Source organism: Koromonas humicola (assembly GCF_059726255.1).
Map to the genome: position 1 here is coordinate 1,138,956 of NZ_AP040873.1, position 25,092 is coordinate 1,164,047.

Sequence of the window (25,092 nt, forward strand, 5' to 3'; positions counted from 1 at the left end):
TTTGAAGGAGAACAAGGATGGCTTATAGCGATAAGGTGCTTGATCACTACACCAATCCGCGCAACGTCGGCACCATGGACAAAACTGCCGCCGAAGTTGGCACGGGCCTGGTCGGCGCTCCCGAGTGCGGCGACGTGATGAAGTTGCAGATCCGCGTCAACCCTGCGACGAACGTCATCGAAGACGCGAAGTTCAAAACGTTTGGCTGCGGCTCGGCGATTGCCTCGTCTTCGTTGGCAACCGAGTGGGTCAAGGGCAAGACTGTGGATGAAGCGTTGCAGATCAAGAACACGGACATCGTCAAAGAACTGTCGCTGCCTCCCGTTAAGATTCACTGTTCGGTGCTGGCTGAGGACGCGATCCGCGCGGCCATCTCCGACTGGAAGAAGAAGCAGAGCTAACTGGTTTCACAGGGCTGGAGCCCCGAACAGAAATGGCACTAGAACAACAGACTGCGCCTGTACAGGGCATTCACATCACGGAAAAGGCTTTGGAGCACATTCGAGCCACCATGCAGAAAGAGGGCATTGCTCCTGACGTTGGCGGACTTCGTCTAGGCGTGCAGGGCGGAGGTTGTTCAGGGCTTTCCTACAACATCCGTTTCGATACGCAGCCGCGCGAACGCGACCGCATCTTTCAGTTCGGCGATGTTCGCGTGTTCATCGATCCGAAGTCGTTTATCTATCTCAATGGCATGACGGTTGAGTGGGAAGAGACGCTCATGCGTCGTGGCTTCGTGTTCCACAATCCCAACGCGAAGAAGAGCTGCGGTTGCGGCTCAAGTTTCTCCTGAGGGGAATAGACGTTGAGCGACCAACCAAACACGGAAACGAAGTCTCGAACGGCGACTCTGCAGGTAATGCAGCCCGAGCATCACTATCACCGCTGCTGGTCGTGCGGTGATATGCGGGCTGAGCATTTCTGCGGTGAGTGCGGACACGTGCAGCCAGCGCGGCCTACCGACTACTTCTCGTTCTTCGGGATGCCGCGCAAGCTTCAACTCGACGAGTCATTGCTGGAGCGCGAGTTCTATTCGCTTAGCCGCAAGCTGCATCCCGACGTGTATTCGCGGGCAAGCGACAAAGAGCAATCATGGAGCCTCGAGAAGACTTCTCAGCTCAATGACGCGTACCGCACTCTGCGCGATCCTATCGCACGCACCGAGTATCTGCTCAGCCTGCAGGGCATTGCTCTCGAAGAGCAAAGCAAGATCGCTACGGAAATGGCGCGCACCGCCGGGAAAGAGAAGAAGCAGGTAGTCCCGCTCGAGCTGCTGGAAGAAGCATTCGAGCTGAACATGCTGCTCGAAGAAGCGAAGGCAGGACCCATCGATGACGACCTTCGAACTCAGCTTGTTTCAACTCGTGACAGCCTCAACCAGCGGCTTAACGACTTGCAGAAAGAACTGCGCAGCGCGTGGCGCAAGTGGGACAGCGGAGATGCGGAATCCACATCGCTCATGGTCGATGTTCTTAACCGGCGCGGCTACCTGCGCAATCTGGTACGCGATATCAATGAAGTACTGAAGTAATTTGGCTTACTCATAATGGCAGACGATAGAGTAGTTGGAATTGATCTCGGGACCACGAATTCACTCGTAGCATATATGGGGCAGGGCCCTTCGCTAGCGCATCCCGACGCGGCCAAGGGTGTCTTCATCATCCCCGGCGAAGACGGCTCAGCCCTCGTACCTTCTGTTGTTGCTCTCGACGGCGAGAATCGTTTCCAAGTCGGCAATGCGGCGCGTGATGTCCTGATTACCGCGCCCGAGCGCGCCATCTATAGCGTGAAGCGCCTGATGGGACGCGGCGTTGAAGACGTTAAGGAAGAGCTGAAGCTTTTCCCATTCCACCTTGCGGAAGACCTCGCCCCTGGCGAAGTCCTTCGCATCAAGCTTGGTGATCGCACCTACACGCCTCCTGAGATCTCGGCGCAAATCCTTCGGCAGCTCAAGCGCAACGCCGAGCGGTTCTTCGGCGCTCCCGTCAAACAGGCTGTCATTACCGTTCCCGCGTATTTCAATGACGCACAACGTCAGGCCACAAAAGATGCGGGACGCATCGCAGGACTCGAAGTTCTCCGTCTGGTGAACGAGCCTACAGCCGCATCGCTCGCCTACGGCCTGGATCGCCAGCAGAACGGAACGATAGCGGTTTACGATTTCGGCGGCGGCACTTTCGACATTTCCATCCTGAAGCTGAAGGACGGAATTTTCGAAGTGATTTCCACGAACGGCGACACACACCTTGGTGGAGACGACATCGACAACCTACTAATCTCTGTCGCAGTAGAAGACATTGTTGGCGACCTTGGCATCGATGTTCGCAATCATCCTGACGTCATTCAGCGTATTCGCCGCGCTGTGATCGAAGCCAAAATCGCACTCTCTGCGGAGGAATCGGCAAAGATCGAACTCGATCTTCCCGGGAACAAGCTCTATCAGCGCACCATTACTCGCGAGATGCTTGAGCAGATGGTCGCCCCCGTCGTAGAGCGCACTCTGGGCCCATGCCGACAAGCTCTGGAAGATGCGGGGCTCACTCCCGATCAGGTCGATGAAGTTGTCCTGGTTGGTGGATCGACTCGCATCCCACTTGTCCGGCGCAAGGTCGAAGCGCTTTTCGGACGCAAGCCTCACACGGAGCTGAACCCAGATGAAGTTGTCGCTCTCGGCGCCGCGGTGCAGGCAAACATTCTCGCTGGTGGATCGACCGAGACGAAAGACATGCTGCTGCTCGATGTCACGCCGCTTTCGCTCGGTATCGAAGCCCTCGGCGGAGTGACGGCCAAGATCATCCATCGCAACTCGACCATTCCGGCCAGTGCCACCGAGAATTTCACTACTGGTGTCGAAGGCCAAACTTCGGTTGCGATTCACGTTCTCCAAGGCGAGCGCGAACTCGCCAAAGATTGTCGTTCGCTTGCGCGCTTTGACCTGAAGGGAATTCCTCCAATGCCGGCTGGATTGCCGCGCATCGAGGTTCGTTTCCTCATAGACGCGAACGGAATCCTTCACGTCTCTGCACGTGAGCAACGCAGCGGCAAAGAAGCCGAAATCGACGTTCAGCCCAGCTACGGACTCACGGACGAGCAGGTCGAGAACATGATTCTCGAATCGTTTGACAATGCCGAGAAGGATTTCGCTAAGCGCCAACTGATCGAAGCTCGCAACGAGGCCGACACCATCCTGACCGCACTCGAGAAGGGGCGCAAGAACACTGCATGGCAGCAACTCAGCCCCGACGAACAGAGCAGCATCGACACTCTTGAGTCCCGACTGAAGTCAGCCATCACGGGCACGGACTATCAGCAGATTCGCACCAGTATTGACGAGTTGAATCAGGCTACGATGCACCTTGCCGAGTTGATGATGGACACCGCAGTGAGCACTGCTCTGCGGGGCAAGAACATGGAGACCACGGATATCGCGGAAGGTCCCGCAGCTCCGCATCCGATTGGCAAAGCCGAATTTACTAACTGATATAGATCGACGGATATCGATGTTCGAAAGGACAAAATAGAATGCTCGATGTGAAGGCCGAATCCGCTGAAAACAGGAACGAACTTGGGCCGAATACAGTTCGTCTGACATTTCTTCCCAGCGGAAAGAGCGTGGAGTTTGAAGCGGGCAAATTGCCCTATCAGGATCATGGCAAGCCGCAATCCATTCTGGACGTAGCCATCAATTTTGGAGTGCATCTTGAGCACGCCTGCGGTGGCAACTGTGCCTGCACGACTTGCCACGTGGTAGTCAAGAAGGGCAAAGAACTTCTCAGCGAACTGACCGAAGAAGAAGCCGACAAACTCGACACTGCAGCCGATCTGCAACTCAACTCGCGCCTCGGATGCCAGGCCATCATCGAAAAGCCCGGCGAGGTCGTCGTGGAAATACCGTCATGGAATCGCAACTACGTGAGCGAGGGCGGCGGAAGCTCCCTCTGATTCCTATGAAGTCGTTCGCCCTCATTTTGCTTTTTATCGAAGCCTTGCTGGTGCTAGGCACCTTGAGTCATCGACTGGAGAGCAACACGGCCGTGCTCTTGCTGGCCTGTAACTCCGTTCTGCTTATCTGGAGTGTGACTCGCCTGCGCCGCAAGCCTTCTTGCTGCCGCTGAACCCCCGGTTTCCGTAATGCGGAGGAATAATGAAAGAACTGCATTGGACTGACTCGGAAGATATCGGAATCGAACTCTTCGAAAAGCATCCCGAACTGGATCCCCTCACGGTGCGCTTCACTGAATTGCACCGCCTCGTAATCGACCTGGACAACTTCAAGGACGACCCTCAAGCCTCCAACGAATCGAAACTCGAAGCTATTCAAATGAGCTGGTACGAGGAATGGAAGGATCAGCACAGTTAGAACGTTGAGAGCGGCTAAAGAAGTTCTTGCTGAGACAAGCATTTCACCCCATGGATGATGGATTGGCAAGATTATCAGAGTAGCCGGCCCGCACTGAATCCATTTTCGGGAACGCCAGCAAAGTCCTTGACCACTCTCCTCAGCTAAGTCAGAGTTGAAGCCACATCTTTGGCGTAATTCGGGGGCGACGTGCGCAATCCTGATTTGTGGTGGAAGTGTGTTTGGGTTTGCTCTGTGCTTTATTTCCAATTTGCACGTCGGTTGCTAGCAATGGTTCGGTTGTGGGACCCTGCGATAAACAGCTTTACGCCAATTCCGCTGGGGAGCAGATTCTCTGGATGAAGCCAACACGGGAACAATAAAGACGGCCGGCAAATTCAGTACGTACCCCATCATGGGCGCTGCAAATGCGTAGGGAACGCAATTCGCAGTGTTTGTTCGAGATCTGGACGAGGGACACGACATTGCGGGTGGTCGGCCAGATCAGCGACGCTCGAATCGGCTGACTGCAACCTCTCCGGCGACGACGCATGCGAAATCAGGATTGTTGATTCTGTCCGTCAATTAGAAGTGGCCGCAGGAGAGATTTATGGCGCTGACGAAACCCAAAATCGCACGTACCGTGAACGTACAGAAGCGGCGTCGTGTTACTGGCGCGGGCCAGAGTAATTTGTAGGTGAACGCCACGAGGCTCAACAGTGCAACTCAAACGGTCCAAATCAATTCAGTTTGGTGAGCCGATTGCTCTATCAGGTTCTTGCAAAGTGCCGGTTCTATTCGAATCCTAATTTTCAGCCCAGGCAGAACGCCGCAGAGGTGTTTTCTTGATGTTGGGGCGGCACGGCATTGAGTCTTTGATGGAGAGTTTATGAGCCGAGTGCGACCCCTTTATGCTGCTACTTTTCGATGCATCGGCGGTGCATGTGAAGACACCTGCTGCCACGGTATGGGAGTCATGCTGGACAAGGCGACCTATGAGAATTACCAGGCCCTTCCGGCAGGCGATATAAGCTCGCTAGTTCAATTGAGGGTGTCGCTGAACTCATCGGGGCAGACGGATTCCTTGTACGCAAAGATTGATGCAACTCCTTCCGAGGATTGTCCCTTTCTCGCTGCAGACCGGCTTTGTGGCATACAGAAGGAGCTTGGAGCCAAGTATCTGTCTGCTACCTGCTCGATCTATCCGCGTGTTCTAAACAGCGTGGATAATGAGTTGGAGACCTCGCTCTATCTTTCCTGTCCGGAGGCGGCAAGGCTTGTGCTGCTGAACCCAGACTCTACTGAGGCGGAGGGAAATGTTGCTTCGCGTCCTTTCAGGACAGACCAGTTTTCTCGGCTGCTGACTCACGATCACAACTCGATTCACAAGCCGTATTCATATTTTCATGAGATCAGGACATTCATCGTCGATCTGATCCAGAATCGTGCTCGTCCCCTGTGGCAGCGTGTTTTTCTGCTGGGCATGGTGTGCCGTGATCTTGACAGGCTCGACACGCCTGAAAAGGACTCTCACGTCCCGGGAATATTGAATGGCTACCGCGAAATGCTTGCCAAGGGCACCCTCTACAAAGAACTAGAAGATGCGCCGGCGAAGCCCGAGCAACAATTGAGGCTGGTTTTACGGCTGGCTGACCAGTGCATTACTGGCGGAGCAAGCGGTCGACGCTTTGACTCGTGTTTTGCCGAGTTTCTGAATGGCATCCGATATTCTCCGGAATCTACGGTGGAGAGCATTACTCACAAATACGTGGAAGCTGAAGAGCGGTTCTTTCAGCCGTTTCTGGAGCAGTACCCCTACATGATGGAAAACTATCTTTTAAACTATGTTTTCCGGACATTGTTTCCGTTTGGCCGCGAGGCAAGTGCTCACCACACGCCCAAGAGCATACTCACCGAATATGCGATGATGGCGGCCCAATACTCTCTTATTAGGGGTTTACTGATTGGCTTGGCGGGGCACCATCAGAGAAACTTTAGTTCTGAGCATGTGGTTAGGTTGGTCCAGTCTGTTTCAAAGGCAGTGGAACACAATCTCACTTTTCTCGGTGAGATTAGCAAGGTTGTTCAACAGCAGAATCTATGTACGGTCGAAGGATTTCTGGCTCTGCTGAAGTGTTCGACCGCGGAGCGTAGCCAGCTCGCCAGCGAACGTCGGCCCATCTTGACGAGCTACTCGCCACGACCGGCTATTGCGTAAAGAGCTCTTCGAATTCGGAGATCAGCTATTTCGAGTAACTGATCGTCAGCTTGATGGACAGAGCGGCTCGCGCGTTACGGGGCCGCTTTGAAGTTTGCTCCAGAAACCGCCACGGCCTGTCCTGAATGTCTGCCCGTCCACGTGTGGGTTGTGGTGCCGGATCCCGGGCCGATGTCGCCGCCGGCCGCCTTGGAATCAACTCCCCACTTCAATATCTGGTTTGTGAATGGGCTTACCCATAGGTCAGCTGTCATCGCGACTGTTGCGGTCAAATCACCTGGATTGCTGGCCACTGTAACCGATGCAGTCTTGGTTGGATCTGCACTAGAAGCGCCAAAAATCCCGTTCACCACAGGAGCGGTCTGATCGGCACCGGTTACAGCAATTACACCGACATCCGCCGTTGCGCTGTTTGTCCACGTCACCATGGCGTACTGTGAACCGGAAGGGGGATTGATCACCTGGAAAATCATGGTCCGAACTGAAGAAGTAGTCCCTGAATCGGTTCCCGGAACCAAGCTCGCCGAGACGCCGCCAAGTGTCGCACTCACCGCAGTCGCAGTGTTGCTGGTCATGGTGACCATGATCATGGCTGCGCGATTCGCGCCGGTTCCGATCGTGATGTTAGGCGTTGTAACGCTTGTAACTCCGAACTGGAAACCAGAGCTGACCTTGTTGTCAAACGTGACTCCGAGGCGATTAACCGCGAGCGATACCGTTGCCGTATGACTCAGGACGCCGCTCACCGCAGTAATTACCAGGGGATAGACTCCGGCCGGAGTACTGGATGTCGTGGTTATTGATAGTGTCGAGGACAATGTCGTTGGGTTCGGGCTGAATGTGCCTGTGGCGCCTGTGGGTAGTCCAGACACGCTCAATGTGACTTGTCCAGCAAAACCTAGAATCGGCGAGATCGTCACTACATATGTTGTCGAGCCACCTTGGGTAATTGTCTGAGATGCGGGCGTGGCGCTGAGTGCAAAATCCGGATTGGAGATGACGAGGGTTATCGTTGCTGTATGCGTCACTCCACCACTGACGCCTGTGACCGTAAGAGTGTAGCTGCCAGTCGGCGAGCTCGCGCTTGTCGCCACCGTGAGGGTGGATGATCCGCTCGCGGGATTGGGGCTGAACGTTCCTGTAGTGCCGGTCGGTAGTCCGGCGACGCTGAATGTTACTTGTCCGGCGAATCCGTTGATTGGAGTTATCGTGATCCCATAGGTAGTAGAAGTTCCCTGGGCCACAGTTCGACTTGTGGGGGAGAGCGTAAGGCTGAAATCTGGCTGCGTGCTCACGAAAAGCGTTACCGTTGCCGTATGAGTCAGGCTGCCACTGGTTCCCGTAATAGTGAGTGTGTAGTTTCCAACTGGCGTGGAAGAACTTGTGGTCACAGACAGAGTCGAGGATGAAGTCGCAGAACTCGGATTGAAGCTACCGGTTGCTCCTGTGGGTAAGCCGCTGATCGTAAGAGCGACCTGCCCAGAAAATCCATTCGTAGGATTGATCGTCACGCCGAACGTCGTTGAGCCGCCTTGTAATACTGACTGACTCGAAGGCGAAGCACTGAGGGTGAAGTCTGGTCCTCCAGACACGACCAGAGTGACACTCGCTGTGTGAGACAAGGATCCACTCACGCCAGTGATTGTTAATGGGTAACTTCCTGAGGGTGTACTGGCAGTCGTCGACACCGTGAGAGTTGAATTCGTAGCAGTCGGATTCGGACTGAAACTGGCAGTCGCACCATTTGGCAATCCAGATATCGATAAGTTGGCTTGCCCGCTAAAACTGCCTACCGGGTTCACGGTAATGCCATAACTGGCTGACCCGCCCTGTGTCACGGTTTGTGTTGACGGTGAAGCGCTCAGCGAGAAGTCGGCGGATCCCGATGCTCTGAAATTAGCTCCAGAAACGGCGTGCATCTGGCCCGCATACGGATCTGTCCACGTGTGAGTTGTAGTGCCTGTCCCAGGGCCAATGTCGCCCCCCACAACGCCTGAATCGATTCCCCACTTCAGAGTCTGATTCGTGAATGGACTTTTCCAATTGTCCAGTGTGTACCCAATGCTCGCCGTCAAATCTCCAGAATTGCTGTTGACCGTTACTGAGGTACTCGCAGAACTGGAATTGGCTGCCGAGAACACACCATTGTTCGTTGGCGCCGTTTGATCTGCACCACTGACTGTAATTACTCCTACATCCGCGTTCATGCTTGTTGTCCACGATACAGTTGCAGTTTGTGAACCGGATGGAGGATTGATTACTTGGAAGATCATCGTGCGCCCGGTTGCAGTTTGCGCTGTGTCGGTTCCAGGGATCAGCGTCGCGGGAACTCCGCCCAAACTCGCAGTAATGTTTGTGGCCGTGTTCGCGCTCATGGCCAGCATGATCATGGCGGCGCGATTGGCACCACTCCCAATCGTGAATGCAGGCGTCGTTATCTTAGTCGTGCCGAACACGTAACCGGACCCACCCTTGTTATCAAACACGACCCCGGCCGGCGACACTACTAACACTACTGAGGTTGTATGTATCAGCAGTCCGCTGGCGCCTGTAATGGTCAGCGTGTACGCTCCGGCAGGTACGCTGGACGTGGTAGTTACAGTTAGCGTTGACGCGGCACTCGCTGGGTTTGGAGCAAAGCTTCCGGTCGCACCTGTTGGTAGGCCGCTAAGGCTGAACGTAACCTGTCCGGCGAATCCGAGGGAAGGAACGATCGAAATGTTGTAGCTCGTTGATTGTCCTTGCGTGACCGTTTGGCTTGCGGGAGAAACGCTCAACGCAAAGTCCGATGTGCTCACAACCAACTTAATCGTCGCGGTATGGGTGACGGTTCCACTTACGCCGGTTACAGCCAGCGTGTACGTGCCTAGTGGTGTCGTACCATCCGTCGTGATCAGGAGAGTCGACGTCGAGGTTGCTGGATTGGGAGAGAAGGTGCCGCTTGCACCTGTTGGCAGTCCACTTACGCTGAAGTTCACTGATCCGGAGAACCCATTCACCGGAGTGATTGTCATTCCGTAGCTGGCTGAACTTCCTTGAACTATCGTCTGGCTCGATGGCGAGGAGGTAAGTGCAAAATCCGGTGCCGAACTCACAACGAGCGTAGCCGTAATTGTGTGTGTCAAAGAGCCGTCTATTCCGGTGATGGTCAGTGGATACGTGCCCGCTGGAGTACTCGAAGTTGTCGTGACATTGAGAGTTGTAGATGAAGTTCCAGGGTTGGGGCTAAAACTGCCGCTCGCTCCCGTTGGCAGGCCACTCACACTGAAAGTGACTGCGCCCGTGAATCCATTCGTCGCCGTGATTCCGACTTGGTAATTGGTTGACTGTCCCGGAGTCACCGTCGCACTCGTCGGAGATACGGACAGACTGAAATCACCATTCGGCGTTCCGGATACAAATCGGTTCAGGATGTTCGCGGTTGTTTGCTGAAGGCGCGCGTCTACAACGCTTCCACCACTAGGATTCCAGTTGTCCAGCGCATTCGCCCAGCCGATCGTCCCTGACGCGAACACCCATGCTCCGCTTGTGGCCTGGTAGATAGAGGAGTTGGAGTAGTCGGCGGCTCCGCTCGAAGTGAATGGCGAATGAGATAGCAACGTGTACGTGCCAGCCACAGCCGATGGCCCCGAATACCCGCTAAACAGGCGGTCGGCTTCGTAACCCACCACTCCCGGAACGCTGTCGCCGTCCTTGAACCCTGATCCGGCATACACCCAGTTTCCACTGTTCGTAACAACGTAGTTTCCGGATGAACTGGAATCCACGATGTCCGTGTACATCACGCCAATGAGGGTCTGCTCTGGTCTGTTAATAATCGGATCGCGCCAGTTTACGGTCTTCAGCGATGGGTCGGGGTTTGGATCGATTGTTGCGTCCCGATAGCAAACAACGACTCGATTCGGCACTCCGCTGCTCGATGCTTCATAGCGCACTTGCCAGTAAATGGTGTTCGCACTGAAGAAGCCCAGATTCACACCCGCATCTCGCGCAGCAGTCACATTGTTGTACATCCCATTTGACCAGTATTCGTTGTGTCCTCCAGAGATGAACCCGTGATGATTCAACAATTGGGCTCCGCTCGTTTCAGTATCCACGTCACTTATGTATGAGACGTCGTATCCCGAGCGTTCCATGTACCGAATGAATGCCGTGCTCTGCGAGAGTACGCAATATCCCCAAACGCCGCAGTCACCGTCATAGCTATAAGGGCGGTCATACGAAACCTTGACGGCAGCCGTAGTCCCTCCCACGGTGTTTGCGCCATAGCTGTTGAACGAGTAAAGACTCTTCCCGGTCTTCTGATCGTATGGGTAGTCGTTGTAAGCCTGGAAGGTGTTGTCAGGCAATTGATAGACAAGCGCGGCAGCACGTGAATCATCGCGAACGACAAAGTGTGTATATGTCTGGAAGTTTTGCGAGTTCGTGAGAACTGCAATATAGACTCCACTTGTCCAATTGGACTGAGTGGTTAATGTGTACGCAGGCGCCCAGTGACATTCAGTCAACCCGGTGGTTGCATCGATCGGGCATGCGGGTTGCTGAGTTCCGTTGAGGGGCCCGATGTGCTGCATCAGGCGTCCCCCTGTTCCTTGATACCAGCCGAGACGGTAAACGTCGATTGTGTACGACTGTGCGGGATTGACACTTACGTTGAATGTAATGTTTCCGCCCTTGTTGACACTGGTGGCGGACATATAGGCCCTTATCTGACCTACAGCATCTGATCCGACATTCCCTCCAATGGGTGATTGCCACGACGTTGTACCGGGCTGCTGATTCTCAAGAACTATAGGGTTCTGAGCTACTGAAGCAGTAGCATGCAGCAAAAGAGTCAATGCCGCTATTAAACCTACTATCCTCAAGATGACGGAACTATGGAACTGCTGCCTACTCCGTATGTAGTCGTTCTCGCTTCCGGATGAGCATGCTGATTGTGGCCAGTAGATAAAGTGCTTCATCTTTCATTGCCTCCGGAACTTGTAACGAGTAGCGTTCGCAAGTAGAGTCGGGCAGCGAATTGGTGACACATGCCATGCAACCTGGGCACCAACCCACTTCTGTCTTTGCAGTGAGCTGTTTCTTCATCACTGCGCAATCACATGCACACCCGGAAGAGAATTACTGTCTGTCCAGCGTGCAGAGCGACGCGACAACGCTGCACCGACTGCCTGCTGGGGCGTCGCTCGCTGATCACGGGAGAATTGAAATTTCAGTGGTTGAGTTTGCGGATCAGGTCAAATCCTGTTGGTGCCCCGCCTCATCTGTCTTCTGCTTGTTGCACGTCAACATAGACAGGATCGGACGGAATTCCATTTGCAATGACAACTAGGCTGGCAGCACCGAGTTCCTGGTTTGATGGCACATCGAAGTTCGTGGACACCATCCCAACCGTACCGACGGCCATACTGCTGTGATCGTGTGTTCTGGCATAGGACACGTGCCCGGTCGCCCGATTTGTGATTTGCACCAGAGGGTAGTTTGTCGCGGCTTGTTGATCATCTCCATAGGAGGCGCCTTGCGACATACCATTGAACCGGATTCCGGAGATGGCGTAAGACTTACCCGGATTGATGCTTGTTGCCACCGATTTGATCTTCGGCGCCCATGCACTCTTGTAGTGACCACCCGCGGTGTATATCTCGACGTCGTGGGAGAAGTCTGTGAACAAAACCTGGCCAGTTGGAAGAACGAGCATGTTGCTCACGAACGGCACTTCTATATTTGCGTTCGGTGTTCCTGGCTCTTGGATCAACCTGTTGCCGTCAAACTCGAAAAAATGAAGTGGAGATTGATCCGTCCCGGCGGCTACTAACACGTTGCCGCTAGGCAAAAGGCAGGCTGCCCCATCAGGTATGTCGAGCTGACCTTGGCCCGCTAAATCTGGAAAATCCGGACCGGGAGTCCAGACACCTGTTTCCCAACTGTAGATTGAGGTGTGTCCACTTGCTCCCGTGGCGAATACGGTTCCATTCGGGCGCAAAACTGCCGGACCAATTTCTTGTCCGAAATCAAGTAATGCGACGGTGCTGCCGGCGCTCGACCATGTTCCTGACAAAGGTGAGTACAGTTCAGAGTTCGTTGGGTTTCCAGGATTGTTTGTGTCTATGGTTAACACTTTCCCGTTGGGCAGCAGAGTCCATCCTTCCTCATTGTTAGTATCCGCTTTGTTCCCGCCTGTCGCTGACCAAGTCAGTGTCTTTGCGTCTAGGATTGCTGCTTGCGAGCTACAGCAATTAGCCAACATGAACTTCCCGTTAGGCAGCACAACGCTTGCAGCGTCGCCGATACTGGACCAACCTTCCGGAGGCAAGACCGATGTCCAAGTATTTTTTGGGGGGTCATAGATCGCGCCTTTGTTTGTCCATGCAGCCTGGAAGAAGTTGTATTCTCCGCCCTCTATGATTACGCGGCCGTCGGGCAGCACCGCGGATGCGAAGTAAAGAGGGCTGTAGTCAGAGGGCAAAGAAGCTATCTGAGACCATGTCCCATCAACGTAGCTGCCGTAGGCATTCGGGCTCAGCCTCCACCAGTCTCGACCGCCCGTGACGTGCACTAGAATCGTGCCGTCAGTCAGTAGAAGAGGGTTGCTCGCTGAAAAGCTCGGCTGATTGGTAAGAGGCTGCCAGAACTGCGCATCGGCCTCCGCAAGGCACGTGAGCATTACAACCACCGCCATCACCGCTGTTTGTATTCGCATGGTCTCTCCTTCTCAATTCCATCGAAACGTCGCCTTCTATCCCAAGCGCATAGCGGGGATAGAAAATGCGGGGCATGTGCACCCACATGCGTCGCCTCGTGATCGGAGACATTAGCGCCGAAGACTCGGGGCAGAATCACCCTTCAGGGTGAAAGATAAACTTTTCTTGGTGGTGATGTGGTGATTCGGGCAGTGACTCTATAACGGCTTTTTGGCTGTGAGGCAGAATCGACGGGATATGATTCTTATAGTTTGGAGAACAAGCGAATCAGACTGCTCTGTCTGTTCACGCCAATCTTGTCGTAAACGGCTTTGATCTGAGTCTTGATTGTGTTGACACTAACATTGGTCTTGTCTGCAACCTCTTTAACGGAATGCCCTTCGACTAGAAGAATTGCAACCTGTCTCTCCGCTCTCGTGAGCCCAAAAAAATTGCACACGCTCTCAAACGTTCCGCGAGAGCTGATTTCAGGGTCGGTGACAATGACCAGCGCGCAAGTCTCTGCCGAGGCCAGCAAAGATGAGGAGCGAAATGGCAATGCAGTCACGATCAAGGGCGGCCGATTCGCTCGCGAGAGAACGATAGCTCCACCAGGCGCGATCGCACGGCGGCCTGCTCCGGTCATGCACGCCTGCTGAACAATCTTTCCCAATTCGAATGCTCGCTGAGGGTCCGTGCACGTCAAGCGACCGTTCTTCATTCGAAGATAATCGCCTCGCTGAATCAATGCCTCTGCCAAACTGTTAATCGCAATGGTTCGGCCATTCCCATCCATGGAGAACGCGGCCTTGCCGATTGCCTCAAGCAGAACTTTTGCCCCTGAACTGGAATTTCGAGCATTAGTTATTTCGCGATGGATCGAAACAGCGCGGTGGAGGTGAGGCACGAGCAGGCACATTAGTTTTTCTTCAGCGACATCCATTGGCTCTGCATCTTCGGGGCGTCCAAAGCTCAAAGCAATCGTATTGTTTCCATTAACGACTGCTGCCGCGCAACCGTAGAAGATTCCATGCTTCCGTCCGAAATCGTTATAGAACTCTGTTCGTCGATACTCACTCGCCGACATAATGGACTGCGCAATTCCTGCCCACCTTCCGCCAGAAGACGAGAGATTGGAAATCTTCTTCACCAGAGGATTGCGAGCACCATAATGTAAGGAAAAGTCGCGAACCGCGTCTGCGCTCAGTCCTGTGGATGACGCCAAGTTATACGACGACTCTCCTTGAGACGCATTAACTCCGACGAGCGCGATTTCGGATCGCATGAGGGATGCAGCATAGTTTACGAACTCCTGCCAGAGACTGGGATCCGCAGCAGCCTCATACAATCTGCCAATCAGTTCACTGAGAGCACGGAAATCTTCGTTCACCCGATCCCCACCCACGGAAAAAGATTGAGCAGGATATCCCATCCTTTTTGGAATTCCAAGCTCCATAACTCGGTACTCAGTTTTTTCGAGCAACAATCCTGGTCGGCAGCGCCAGACGTAAAGTGCGCCGTTTCCAGTTGCGAAGATTTACCTGTGAACTGCTGCGCGTCACGGCTGATTGATGCCGGGCATAAGATATGTGTGTTGATCATGAGCATACTTGAGGGAGTGCGAAGCAGGCTTCACCACTTTTGACTGCCCCGAGTCGAGTGGATCATTGGTGTTCGTACCGGTAGGTAACGGCCACGCATTGCGATCAGCTACAACTAGCGAACCCTACCCTCTTTTTCATCACTTCGCATCCAAATAGCCATAACCACCATTTCCCTTACATCGAGTTACTAGGAACTTCCTGTGCACCGATTCCTTCTATTCGACGGGGCATGTTGTGTCTTCCGATATGAACAAAGCATCATTTCTTCGCAGCTCTGACCTGATTGGCTTCAGTCGCCTGACTATCGACGGCGTCACCGGAGTCACCGGCTTGTCAGAAGATTTGCATCACCAAATCGCTACAGCGTTCGATCCGGTGGGGGTCGCAACTGGAATTTCTTCGCTCGTCTATAGCGGCATCCGGGCTGTGAACAGCCTTGTCGGCAGTGGCGTCGAGAGCTTAGTGGCGCCGTCACTCAGGACAGACCAGCACCAGCAAGTGTCACGAGCGCGAGAGGCGATCGTCGCTGCCGTGAACGGAGTTCTCGGGGATCACTTGGTCAGAACCCAAAATCCGTTGTCGATTTCGATGTCACTACGTGATCGCGGTCGGCCGCTCGCGATTGAAAGAGATGCGCTAGAAGCTGCAGTTCCGAACCCGAGTTGCCGGATCCTTCTGCTGGTCCACGGTCTTTGTCGTGATGACCTGCAGTGGCAACGGAAAGCGCACAATCACGGAACAGCGCTGGCTCGCGACCTGGGCTACTCGTCCCTCTATCTGCACTACAACAGCGGTTTGCATGTTTCGGAAAATGGACGATTGTTTGCCGAGCTAATAGAGCGGCTTGTCGACGAGTGGCCCGTCCGAGTAAGTGAAGTCGCGATTCTTGCCCACAGCATGGGCGGACTGGTCGCCCGAAGCGCCTACCATCATGGAGTTGCGTCAGGCCATCAGTGGCCGAAGCGTCTGCAAAAGTTGGTATTCCTCGGAACGCCACACCACGGCGCAATTGCCGAGCGGCTGGGGAACTGCATAGACGCTGCTTTGAAGATCAGTCCGTATTCGGCTCCATTCGCTCGCATTGGACAGATTCGAAGCTCGGGCATCACCGACATGAGATACGGCAACGTACTGGAAAGCGATTGGGCCGGGCGTGATCGATTCGCGCGAGCAGGCGATCTTAGGACTCCTCTTCCACTTCCTCAGTGCGTGAGGTGTTACACACTCGCAGCCTCGAAGGGAAACTCACGAATTAACAACATCGATCCGCTTGGTGATGGACTCGTAACCGTTAGTAGCGCGTTAGGTCGCCATCGAAATACAGGAATGAGTTTGGCTTTCCGTCGCGAGCACCAGCAAATATGTTATGGCACCGACCATTGGGGACTTCTCGACCGTGAGGTTTACATACACATCAAGCGTTGGCTCGCTCACTCACACGGGGCGCGTCGTCGCAATAGATCTAGTCCGCTACCCGCCATTGCATCGCCTGATTGCCAGAGCTAGCGCACGAGGGACTCCCGTCCTGTGTGTGTAGCGAAGGTCTCTTACGCATTCGCAATGACGACCTTGCGGTCGTACAGATCGATTCAACGTCAGCTCCGTTATCTCACCTACATCATCGGCAAATTTACGGCCAGCCGTTTAGCTGAGGTGTTCCTCTGGGGATAATTTGTTTCCAGAAAGTCATGAAGAATCCGTGACTTGCCGCCGATATAGCCCTCCAGCGATTTCGCAAATCCGAACTTTCGTGCGCCACTGAAAATCCATCGGCGTGCAGGAGCCGAGGTTTGCAGTTAGAGAGAGCATCCCATGGGGCCAATTTCGCTGGAATTGCGAGACAACACCGCGCACCTGACACTCAGCGGTGATCTACGAATTGAGACTGCTAGCGAGTTGTTGCAAAGGGTTTCAGGGTCAACGTCATTTGATTTTGCAATTGATTGGGGATCGGTAGAGCACGTGCACGCGAGTGTTCTCCAGGTACTCCTCGCATTGCAAAAGACACTTAAATCTGAAGGCCGACAGATGTATATCGAAGCGGACAATCCCCAAATGAGGGAGTTCCTGACCGTATGCGGCCTTTCCGAACACTTCCAGCCACGACAAGAAAACAGAGAAAGTTGCTAGGCGGAGAATATGGCAAAAAGGGTTCTCGTTGTCGACGACTCTGACCTCATGCGCCAGATGGTTTGTTTCACTCTCTCGGAGGCAGGGTTCGAGGTTCTTCAGGCCTGCCATGGGCAGGATGCACTCAACCACGTTAAGAGCGCCAAGCTTGATCTGATCATCACGGACCTCAACATGCCCGTGATGGATGGCATCTCTTTCATTCGCGAAGCTCGCAATCATCCATCAACTCGTTACGTTCCTATTCTTATGCTGACTACCGAAAGCCAGGCCGAGAAGAAAGCACAGGGTAAAGCGGCTGGAGCAACCGGTTGGATCGTGAAGCCATTTGAACCCGCAAAACTTCTTTCCGTAATCTCCAGAGTCCTCCCCTAAGGTGTGTGAGCGATGAAGATCGATCTAAGTCGATTTCGCCAGGCGTTCTTTCAAGAGTCAGCTGAACACGTGGACAACATGGAGTCAGCGTTGCTCGCTCTTGATCCGAATTCCGCAAACTCGGAGGAGCTAAATGCAATCTTTCGTGATGCGCATTCAATCAAGGGAGCGAGTGGAACGTTCGGACTCGACGACGTCACGCGATTCACTCATGCTCTTGAGGAATTGCTTGACGGCATGCGTCAAGGAACCGTTGAAGCAACTCCCGACCGTGTGAATCTGTTGCTTCGGTCCTGCGACATGCTTCGTCTGATTCTTGCTGCAGCCCTGGATAGCCAGGTTGCGCCCGAGGGAATGCGGGAGGTCCTTGATCAGCTCACAATTGCACAGCGGCCCGGCGCTTATGTGCCTGAAAGCAGGCAGAAGCTGCTCGGGTCCGATCGTCCCACGGAATCAGTTTTCACAAAGTACCAGATAGTATTTCGGCCTTCGACCTCAGTATTTCAGGAAGGCATGGATCCCCTGTTGGTCATCAGGGAATTGTCTTACCTCGGCACGCTTGATTCCGTGAGCGCGAGCATCGAACGGGTTCCGAGCGTTAACGAGTTGAAGGCTGACCTCTGCTACCTCTCATGGCAGTTTCAGTTAACAACGCAAAAGCCTGTAGAAGAAGTTCGCGATGTTTTTGCTTTCGTCGAGGACGGAGCTCAGATCGAGATTTCCGAGTGCGAACCTGCGCCCAAATGCACCCGCGATCGCAAGCGGAAGCCGAACTCTTGTAGCAGTTCACCGCACGCGCATGAATCCAGTTCCTTACGTGTCGCCACCGAAAAGGTCGATGATCTCATCAACCTCGTAGGTGAACTCCTGATCGCGCAATCGATGGCAGTCGATGTCGCCGACCACTTCGCGCTTGAAAGGCTTCAAGAACTCCAAGCCGCACTGGCCGAGGTCGGCAGGAATACGCGCTTGTTGCAGGAGCGCGTTATGGGCATCCGCATGCTGCCTGTCGGAACGGCTTTCGCCCGCTTGCCACGAATCGTCCACGACATCGCTGATACGAACGGGAAGAGCATACGTCTTGATATAGAGGGAGAAGAGACTGAGTTGGACAAGACAATCCTTGAAGGAATGGTCGATCCTCTCACCCATCTTGTGCGCAATGCCGCTGACCACGGCATCGAGCCTGTCAGTGACCGCGTGGGAAAAGGAAAGCCGCAAGAGGGCGTGATCTCCATTCGCGCGCGCCACGAGGGCGGCAACTTTGTTGTCCAGGTGTCAGACGATGGGCGTGGTCTGAGCGTAGATCGCATTCGGCGAAAGGCAATTGAGCGCGGTCTTATGTCGGAAAATGACGAGTTCCCAGATGAGCAGATCCGGGCCTTTGTATTCCATCCCGGCTTTTCGACCGCTGATTCCGTGACCGAGATTTCCGGCCGAGGTGTTGGAATGGACGTCGTGCGGAAGAACGTCGAGGCGCTCGGAGGTGCGGTTTCTCTGAGCAGTCGCGAGGGGCGAGGCACCTCGGTCACGCTTCGGTTGCCGCTAACGTTAGCGATTCTGGACGGACAACTTGTTCGGGTAGGTTCCGAGATTTACGTACTTCCCCTGATCTCTATCGTTGAGTCCGTCAAGCCCACCGATTCGCAGCTTCGCAATGTAGCTGGTCAGGGAGAAGTCGTAGTTGTCCGACAAGAGAGTGTGCCTCTGTTGCGCCTGCACCAGTTATTCGGTGTCGCAACCGAGGTCCTCGATCCATCGCGTGGATTGGTGGCCATCGTTGAAATCGACGCTCGTCGTTTTGCGCTTCTAGTAGACGAACTGCTTGGACAGCAGCAAGTCGTAATCAAGAACCTTCAAACCAACTTCCGAAAAGTCGAAGGAGCCATGGGCGCAACCATCCTTGGAGATGGACGCGTTTCACTGATTCTCGATGTGTCGGGGTTGGCAGAACTGTCACTTAGAAAGAGCTTACTGCCGACTGCAAAGTCGGCATGCTGAATCATATCGCGGACCTAATAGAGCACTGGACAGAGCGGTTCACTCATAAAGGCGGAAACAACAATGCAGTGGTTTAAGAATTGCAAAACGCTTACAAAATTGATGCTCGCATTTTCGCTCATGTCGATCTTGATGGGCGTTGTGGGATATGAAGGCATTAGCGTTGCGAATACGATCAACGACAAGAATACCGTCTTGTACGATCGGGACATGGTGGGCTTGGCTGCCGCTCAGAAGGCGGCAATCAGCCTTGCAAAGATTGGTCGCGAGACTCGCTCTGCCGTCATCTCAACCGATCAGACTGAAATGGAGCAGTTCGGTCGCACAATTGATAAAGAGTTCTCAGATTTTGATGAGAACATGGCCGCCGTTGAAAAGCGTTTGGTCACTGAGGACGCAAAGGCTGAACTCGCGAAGGTGAAAGAGCTACGGCCACAGTATGAGAGCGATGTCAGGTCCGTACTGCGTCTCACGATGGCAAACAACAACAAAGAAGCGTGGGTAAAAGTCCAGCAGGCGAAGGTGACCGCCGACCAGATCAACCGTTCCGTTGACTCGATCGTTGCAACGAAAGCGAAGGTCGGCAAGCAGAACGCGGATGATTGCACAGCGATCGCCGCGCGGGGGCGTGCAACTCTGCTCACCATAATTGCCGTAGCCATGGTGCTTGCGCTCAGCATCGGGTATTTCATCGGCGCAGCTCATCGCGAAACCTCTGGTAGCTACCGTTTCCATGCTGGAGAACGTAGCGGAGGGCGACCTGACGGTGTCCCTGCAGGTTGACACAACGGACGAAGTCGGTGCAATGGCCGGCGCACTGAATCGCACCATCGAGGAGATGCGGAAAGCTCTCGGCGAGGTTCGTACCTCGGCACAGAGCATGGCGAACTCGGCACAGGAACTTGCCTCTGCATCCGAAGAACTCTCCTCTGGTGCTCAGGAGCAGGCCTCAAGCTTGGAAGAGACGACTGCGACGCTGGAGGAAATCACGTCCACGGTTAAGCAGAACGCCGACAGCGCCAAGCAGGCGAGCCAGGTCGCGAACGGGTCCAGAGATACTGCCGAGAAGGGAAGTGCAGTTGTCTCGGAAGCGGTTTCCGCCATGGGCGAGATCAACGAGTCCTCGAAGAACATCGCCGAGATCATTACTGCTATTGACGAGATCGCATTTCAGACCAACCTGCTCGCTCTCAATGCTGCAGTTGAAGCAGCGCGTGCTGGCGAGCAAGGACGCGGCTTTGCCGTGGTCGCCACGGAAGTTCGTAACCTTGCCCAGCGTAGCGCCACATCCGCAAAGGAAATCAAACGCCTCATTCAGGATTCGGTGCGCAAGGTAGAGAACGGCTCCGGACTAGTGAACAAGAGCGGCGAAACCCTGCAGAACATCATCGTCTCTGTTAAGAAGGTGAACGATATCGTTGCCGAGATTGCAGCCGCATCGCGCGAGCAGTCCACTGGAATCGAGCAGGTCAACAAAGCAATGTTGCAGATGGACCAGGTGACGCAGACCAATTCCTCCCAGACAGAGGAGTTGTCAGCGACAGCTCAAAGCCTTGCTGCCCACGCCGAACAGTTGCAGTCACTGGTTCAGCGTTTCAAGGTGGACAAAGGCGGGCGTCGTGGAGCGGTCGAGTCCCGAAGCGTAAGTGCCAAGCCTGCAGCCAATGTCAGCAGTTCGCGTGGGGCCTCGGCGAGAGTCTCTGACAGTCGCCCGAGTGTCCATAACTCCGCCATGCCGCCCGTAGCCGTCAAGCCAAATGGCCACGACATTGATGCGAGCGCGTTCATCGAGTTTTAACTCTCCAAGCGATAGAAGCGGCAGGCGAACGCAACCCTGCCGCTAATTCCCAGAGAAGGTTCTTTATGGAGCAGTCGCAGATCCCCGAAGTGCAGACGTCAGTTGCAGGTGTGAATCAGTTTCTAACCTTCATGCTAGGCTCAGAGGAATATGGCATTGAGTTGTTGAAGGTTCAGGAGATCAAGGGCTACTCTGCCATCACACCGATCCCTAACACTCCCGCGCATGTTAAAGGTGTCCTTAACCTGCGAGGAGCCGTGGTGCCAATCCTTGAATTGAGGACGCGCTTCGGTATGGAACAGATCGAGTACACCAAGTTCAACGTAATCATCGTTGTGAATGTAAACGGCAAGATCATTGGCCTGCTTGTCGATGCTGTGTCCGACGTCCTCAACGTCGTTCCCGCCGATGTGAAGCCCGCTCCTGATTTCGGTGCCCGGGCTGACACCAAATTCATCAGCGGAATCGCGTCATCAGGCGAGAAGATAGCTGTTTTGCTGGACCTGCAAGCCTTGCTTGGTGACATGGACGCCATCACCAGCATTGCTCCGCCGCAGTCAGAGATTGTGCAGTAGTTTGGACTATTCGCCAATATGAGCCTGACGGGCCTTGCGAAGGATGTGAACACCGTTGGGCTAAAAAGTTGGCAGTGACGAGTATCTATGTTGCAGACTGAGGAAGTATCTCTCGAAGAACATGAGTTCCACTTGCTCCGTGACCTGGTTTACGACCAGACCGGAATAGCTCTCAAAGATGCAAAGCTGCCTCTATTGCGAAGTCGCCTGACCAAGCGCGTACGGCACTACGGTTTTGACGGCTTCGCACCATATTACGAATTGTTACGCCAGCGCGATCCCAATGGCCTCGAGCTACAGGAAATGATCAATGCGGTTACGACGAATAAGACGTCGTTCTTCAGAGAGCCGCATCACTTTGATCTGCTCGACAGGTTAGTTCTCGAACCTGCTCGTCGTAAATTCGTGCGGGGTTCCGCTCCATCTCTTCGCATCTGGAGCGCGGGCTGCTCCAGTGGTGAAGAGCCATATTCGATCGCAATTACGATTGCAATCAACATCGAGCGCTTTGCCGGATGGGATATCAGAATACTGGCGACAGATATCGACACGGAGATACTGGATCGAGCTCGCGCTGGTATTTATTCCCGGGAGAGCGTTGCCCATCTGTCAGCCACGACCATGCATGAATGTTTTCTGTCCGGGACTGGTCAGTTCGCAGACAGCGTGTGCGTCAAGCCGGAAGTCAAGAATCTCGTCACCTTCGGCCGCCTGAACCTGAACGATAGCGAATGGCATGTGCGAACAGCCTTTGATGTGATCTTCTGCCGCAACGTGATCATCTACTTCGATCGCCCCACGCAGCAGAAACTGCTGGAGCGTTTCGCGGGCTGTCTCAACCCTGAAGGTATCTTCTTCTCCGGTCATTCAGAGAACCTCTTCTGGCTCGGAGATATGTTTCAGTCGGTCGGCACCACTGCGTATCGCGTCAGGCAACAAGCACAGCGTTGAGCGAGGATATGTCTCCTAAAGTTCGCGTTCTAATTGTCGACGATTCTGCCGTGATGCGAGAGGTGCTGTCTGAAATCCTCTCGAGTGACAAGTCGATCGAAGTCGTCGGTACGGCCAGTGATCCCTATTCTGCTCGTGAGAAGATTTATCGACTTAGGCCTGATGTCATCACTTTGGATGTCGAGATGCCAAGGATGGATGGCATTTCGTTTCTCGAGAAGATGATGAGAGCGCACCCGATACCGGTTGTGATGATCTCATCTCTCACCGACGGCGGCTGCGAAACTACTCTTCGCGCTCTCGAACTCGGAGCAGTGGATTACGTCACCAAACCATGTCTCGATGTCCGCTCCGGAACTCTTGCCGAGGCAGAAGAGATTGTCGAGAAAGTGAAGGCTGCCAGTCGCGCGCAAGTTTACAAGCATTCCGACGCCGCGCCGACTCCAGCCACCTCGGTTGCGTCCAAACTCTCAACGCTTAAAACCACAGAGAAGGTCATCGCAATAGGCGCGTCCACCGGAGGCACAGAGGCACTGGTTCGCGTCCTGACAAAACTTCCTGCGGATTGCCCCGGCATCGTCATCGTTCAGCACATGCCGGCAGGTTTCACGCGCTCGTTCGCTCAGAGGCTTGATTCTCTGTGCCGGGTGCGAGTGAAAGAAGCCGAGGATGGTGATCGCGTTCTGGCCGGACACGCTCTGCTCGCCCCAGGTAACTTCCACATGGAAGTTCGTCGCAGCGGCGCTGAAAGCTCCGTCCGGGTGTTCAGCGGTGAGCCAGTGAATCGACATCGGCCCTCGGTCGATGTTCTGTTCGAGTCTTGCGCAAAGGTTCTCGGGCCCAACGCAGTCGGCATCATCCTGACTGGAATGGGAGCCGACGGAGCCAAAGGGCTGTTGTCGATGCACAAAGTCGGAGCGCGCACGATCGCGCAGAATGAAGCTACATGCGTCGTATTTGGAATGCCCCGTGAAGCCATAGCACTCGGCGCAGCCGATGATGTACTAGCTCTGGATTCGATTGCACCCGAAGCCGTCCGGCTTCTGCGGACATCGTGATTGAATTCACTGCCGTAAATGCCTTCGGCCTTGAAAACTTAGTTTCTGTCTGTGTTCAGTGCTGAAGAGGTATCATTGCAGTTCATTCGGAGATTGCAATGAACGAGTTCACACATCTCGACGAGCAAGGACTGCCGCGCATGGTGGACGTCAGCGCCAAGCAGGAGACGCTACGTCAGGCAGAAGCCGAAGCCGTACTGTGGGTTGGCACTGAAGTCATGAGCGCGATTCGCGATGGTCGCACGCCAAAGGGCAACATCTACGAGACCGCGCGCATTGCTGGAGTAATGGGCGCCAAGCGAACCTCCGATCTGATTCCTCTATGCCACCAGCTCAACCTGACGCACGTATCCGTGGACATGGAGCCCTTGGAAGATCGAATCATCGTCCGCACCGTGGCTCGTACCCGCGGATCCACCGGTGTCGAAATGGAAGCTCTTACCGCAGCGTCTGTTGCTGGCTTGACTCTCTATGACATGCTGAAGGCGCTTTCCAAGAGGATGCATCTCGACGGCCTTCGCCTGATTGCAAAGTCTGGAGGCCGCAGCGGAGATTATCGTGCGGACCCTGCGCAGGAATAGCGTTGCTGGCGTTCAGTTTTGCCGTTGATCGCTGAGTCGGACGAGCAGACATGTGACGTTATCGCTGCCTCCATCGTCCTTCGCAGCTTTAATCAGCCGATTACAAGCGTCCATCATGCTCCGTGCTGATTCAACGATCTCCAGAATGCGGTCGTCGTTCACGTGTCGTGTGAGTCCATCCGTAGTAAGCAGCACAACATCATCGGCCTTCAGCACAAGGTCAGCTATATCCGCGCGAACCGTGTCTTCTGCTCCGAGTGCGCGCAAGATGATGTTTTGAACGCTGGAGTTCTGAGCCTCCTCCATGCTGATCAGTCCATTTCGCACGCCTTCCATCACCAGGGAATGATCGCTGGTCAGCAGCTCAATTTGATGATCTCGAATGAGGTAAATGCGGCTGTCGCCAACATGGCCAATGCTCATCGCCTCGCCATTCCAAACCGCCGCCACAATCGTGCAGCCCATTCCAGCATGGCCGGGAATTCTCGCTGCAGCCTTCCGAATGCGTTCATTCGCAAAGGAGATCGCGCTCTCCAGTTCTGCACCGGAGCGCTCGCGCTTTCCTCCCGATGCTGTGCGGAAGTAGTCGAGCACCGTTCGAACGGCCATTCCGCTTGCGACCTCTCCTGCCGCGTGGCCGCCCATGCCGTCCGACACAACAAAGAGTCCAGCCCCTGTGTCATAGTCGAAGCTGTCTTCGTTGTTGCTGCGCATGCATCCCACGTCTGTTTTTCCTGCTGCTTCAAGGGCCAATGCCATCTGGCACTTCCTCTCAACACAGT

General features: G+C 54.4%; 21 protein-coding genes. 17 read left to right on the top strand and 4 right to left on the bottom strand.

The features are described from left to right. Window positions 1–17: 17 nt before the first annotated feature. The 7 genes from iscU to fliB all read left to right on the top strand — a co-directional run bounded on the left by iscU (window position 18) and on the right by fliB (window position 6,557). Complete coding sequence (gene iscU / locus AC6IZD_RS04955) at window positions 18–401, top strand: Fe-S cluster assembly scaffold IscU (protein WP_497786576.1); 384 nt, start codon at window positions 18–20, stop codon at window positions 399–401. Window positions 402–433: 32 nt separating this feature from the next. Continuing rightward, a complete protein-coding gene (locus AC6IZD_RS04960) occupies window positions 434–793 on the top strand; it encodes a HesB/IscA family protein (RefSeq protein ID WP_497786577.1) in 360 nt (119 codons plus the stop codon). A gap of 12 nt (window positions 794–805) precedes the next feature. Then, window positions 806–1,531, top strand: a complete 726-nt coding sequence (gene hscB, locus AC6IZD_RS04965; RefSeq protein WP_497786578.1) for a Fe-S protein assembly co-chaperone HscB — start codon at window positions 806–808, stop codon at window positions 1,529–1,531. 15 nt (window positions 1,532–1,546) lie between these two features. Further along, window positions 1,547–3,481: a Fe-S protein assembly chaperone HscA gene (hscA, locus tag AC6IZD_RS04970; protein ID WP_497786579.1), complete on the top strand. Its 1,935-nt coding sequence runs from the start codon at window positions 1,547–1,549 to the stop codon at window positions 3,479–3,481. Window positions 3,482–3,522: 41 nt separating this feature from the next. Then, window positions 3,523–3,942, top strand: a complete 420-nt coding sequence (locus AC6IZD_RS04975; RefSeq protein WP_497786580.1) for a 2Fe-2S iron-sulfur cluster-binding protein — start codon at window positions 3,523–3,525, stop codon at window positions 3,940–3,942. 202 nt (window positions 3,943–4,144) lie between these two features. Then, the gene (iscX, locus tag AC6IZD_RS04980) at window positions 4,145–4,360 is read left to right on the top strand and encodes a Fe-S cluster assembly protein IscX (protein ID WP_497786581.1); all 216 of its coding nucleotides are present in this window, start codon (window positions 4,145–4,147) and stop codon (window positions 4,358–4,360) included. An 868-nt stretch (window positions 4,361–5,228) separates the two neighbouring features. Further along, on the top strand, window positions 5,229–6,557 hold the full coding sequence (fliB, locus tag AC6IZD_RS04985; RefSeq protein ID WP_497786582.1) for a flagellin lysine-N-methylase: 1,329 nt from the start codon (window positions 5,229–5,231) through the stop codon (window positions 6,555–6,557). A gap of 74 nt (window positions 6,558–6,631) precedes the next feature. On the opposite strand, the gene AC6IZD_RS04990 is transcribed toward fliB, so the two are convergent. The 3 genes from AC6IZD_RS04990 to AC6IZD_RS05000 form a co-directional block, all read right to left on the bottom strand. Next, complete coding sequence (locus AC6IZD_RS04990; protein ID WP_497786583.1) at window positions 6,632–11,254, bottom strand: N,N-dimethylformamidase beta subunit family domain-containing protein; 4,623 nt, start codon at window positions 11,252–11,254, stop codon at window positions 6,632–6,634. Between the two features lie 563 nt (window positions 11,255–11,817). Further along, on the bottom strand, window positions 11,818–13,257 hold the full coding sequence (locus tag AC6IZD_RS04995) for a Kelch repeat-containing protein (protein WP_497786584.1): 1,440 nt from the start codon (window positions 13,255–13,257) through the stop codon (window positions 11,818–11,820). A 245-nt stretch (window positions 13,258–13,502) separates the two neighbouring features. Further along, window positions 13,503–14,627, bottom strand: a complete 1,125-nt coding sequence (locus tag AC6IZD_RS05000; protein WP_497786585.1) for a helix-turn-helix transcriptional regulator — start codon at window positions 14,625–14,627, stop codon at window positions 13,503–13,505. A 460-nt stretch (window positions 14,628–15,087) separates the two neighbouring features. On the opposite strand from AC6IZD_RS05000, the gene AC6IZD_RS05005 reads away from it, so the two are divergent. The 10 genes from AC6IZD_RS05005 (at window position 15,088) to moaC (ending at window position 24,310) form a co-directional block, all read left to right on the top strand. Beyond that, window positions 15,088–16,347, top strand: coding sequence for an esterase/lipase family protein (locus tag AC6IZD_RS05005; RefSeq protein WP_497786586.1), 1,260 nt, complete (start codon window positions 15,088–15,090; stop codon window positions 16,345–16,347). A 306-nt stretch (window positions 16,348–16,653) separates the two neighbouring features. Next, window positions 16,654–16,971 (top strand): STAS domain-containing protein, encoded by a 318-nt coding sequence (locus AC6IZD_RS05010; RefSeq protein WP_497786587.1) that lies wholly within the window; start codon window positions 16,654–16,656, stop codon window positions 16,969–16,971. Between the two features lie 9 nt (window positions 16,972–16,980). Next, on the top strand, window positions 16,981–17,346 hold the full coding sequence (locus AC6IZD_RS05015; RefSeq protein ID WP_497786588.1) for a response regulator: 366 nt from the start codon (window positions 16,981–16,983) through the stop codon (window positions 17,344–17,346). A 12-nt stretch (window positions 17,347–17,358) separates the two neighbouring features. Continuing rightward, entirely contained in the window at window positions 17,359–19,347 is a 1,989-nt protein-coding gene (locus tag AC6IZD_RS05020; protein ID WP_497786589.1) for a chemotaxis protein CheA, read from the top strand. Between the two features lie 63 nt (window positions 19,348–19,410). Next, window positions 19,411–20,130 (top strand): MCP four helix bundle domain-containing protein, encoded by a 720-nt coding sequence (locus AC6IZD_RS05025; RefSeq protein WP_497786590.1) that lies wholly within the window; start codon window positions 19,411–19,413, stop codon window positions 20,128–20,130. Continuing rightward, on the top strand, window positions 20,081–21,145 hold the full coding sequence (locus tag AC6IZD_RS05030; RefSeq protein WP_497786591.1) for a methyl-accepting chemotaxis protein: 1,065 nt from the start codon (window positions 20,081–20,083) through the stop codon (window positions 21,143–21,145). Before AC6IZD_RS05025 ends, AC6IZD_RS05030 begins: the two co-directional genes overlap by 50 nt. A gap of 65 nt (window positions 21,146–21,210) precedes the next feature. Further along, on the top strand, window positions 21,211–21,720 hold the full coding sequence (locus tag AC6IZD_RS05035) for a chemotaxis protein CheW (protein WP_497786592.1): 510 nt from the start codon (window positions 21,211–21,213) through the stop codon (window positions 21,718–21,720). Between the two features lie 87 nt (window positions 21,721–21,807). Then, window positions 21,808–22,671, top strand: coding sequence for a CheR family methyltransferase (locus AC6IZD_RS05040; protein WP_497786593.1), 864 nt, complete (start codon window positions 21,808–21,810; stop codon window positions 22,669–22,671). Window positions 22,672–22,679: 8 nt separating this feature from the next. After that, window positions 22,680–23,729 carry a protein-glutamate methylesterase/protein-glutamine glutaminase gene (locus tag AC6IZD_RS05045; protein ID WP_497786594.1) on the top strand — a complete coding sequence of 350 codons (1,050 nt, stop codon included), beginning with the start codon at window positions 22,680–22,682 and terminating at the stop codon, window positions 23,727–23,729. A 98-nt stretch (window positions 23,730–23,827) separates the two neighbouring features. After that, window positions 23,828–24,310: a cyclic pyranopterin monophosphate synthase MoaC gene (moaC, locus tag AC6IZD_RS05050; RefSeq protein WP_497786595.1), complete on the top strand. Its 483-nt coding sequence runs from the start codon at window positions 23,828–23,830 to the stop codon at window positions 24,308–24,310. Between the two features lie 12 nt (window positions 24,311–24,322). Here the strand turns inward: moaC and AC6IZD_RS05055 are convergent, their stop codons facing one another. Then, the gene (locus AC6IZD_RS05055) at window positions 24,323–25,069 is read right to left on the bottom strand and encodes a Stp1/IreP family PP2C-type Ser/Thr phosphatase (RefSeq protein ID WP_497786596.1); all 747 of its coding nucleotides are present in this window, start codon (window positions 25,067–25,069) and stop codon (window positions 24,323–24,325) included. Between the last annotated feature and the right edge of the window lie 23 nt (window positions 25,070–25,092).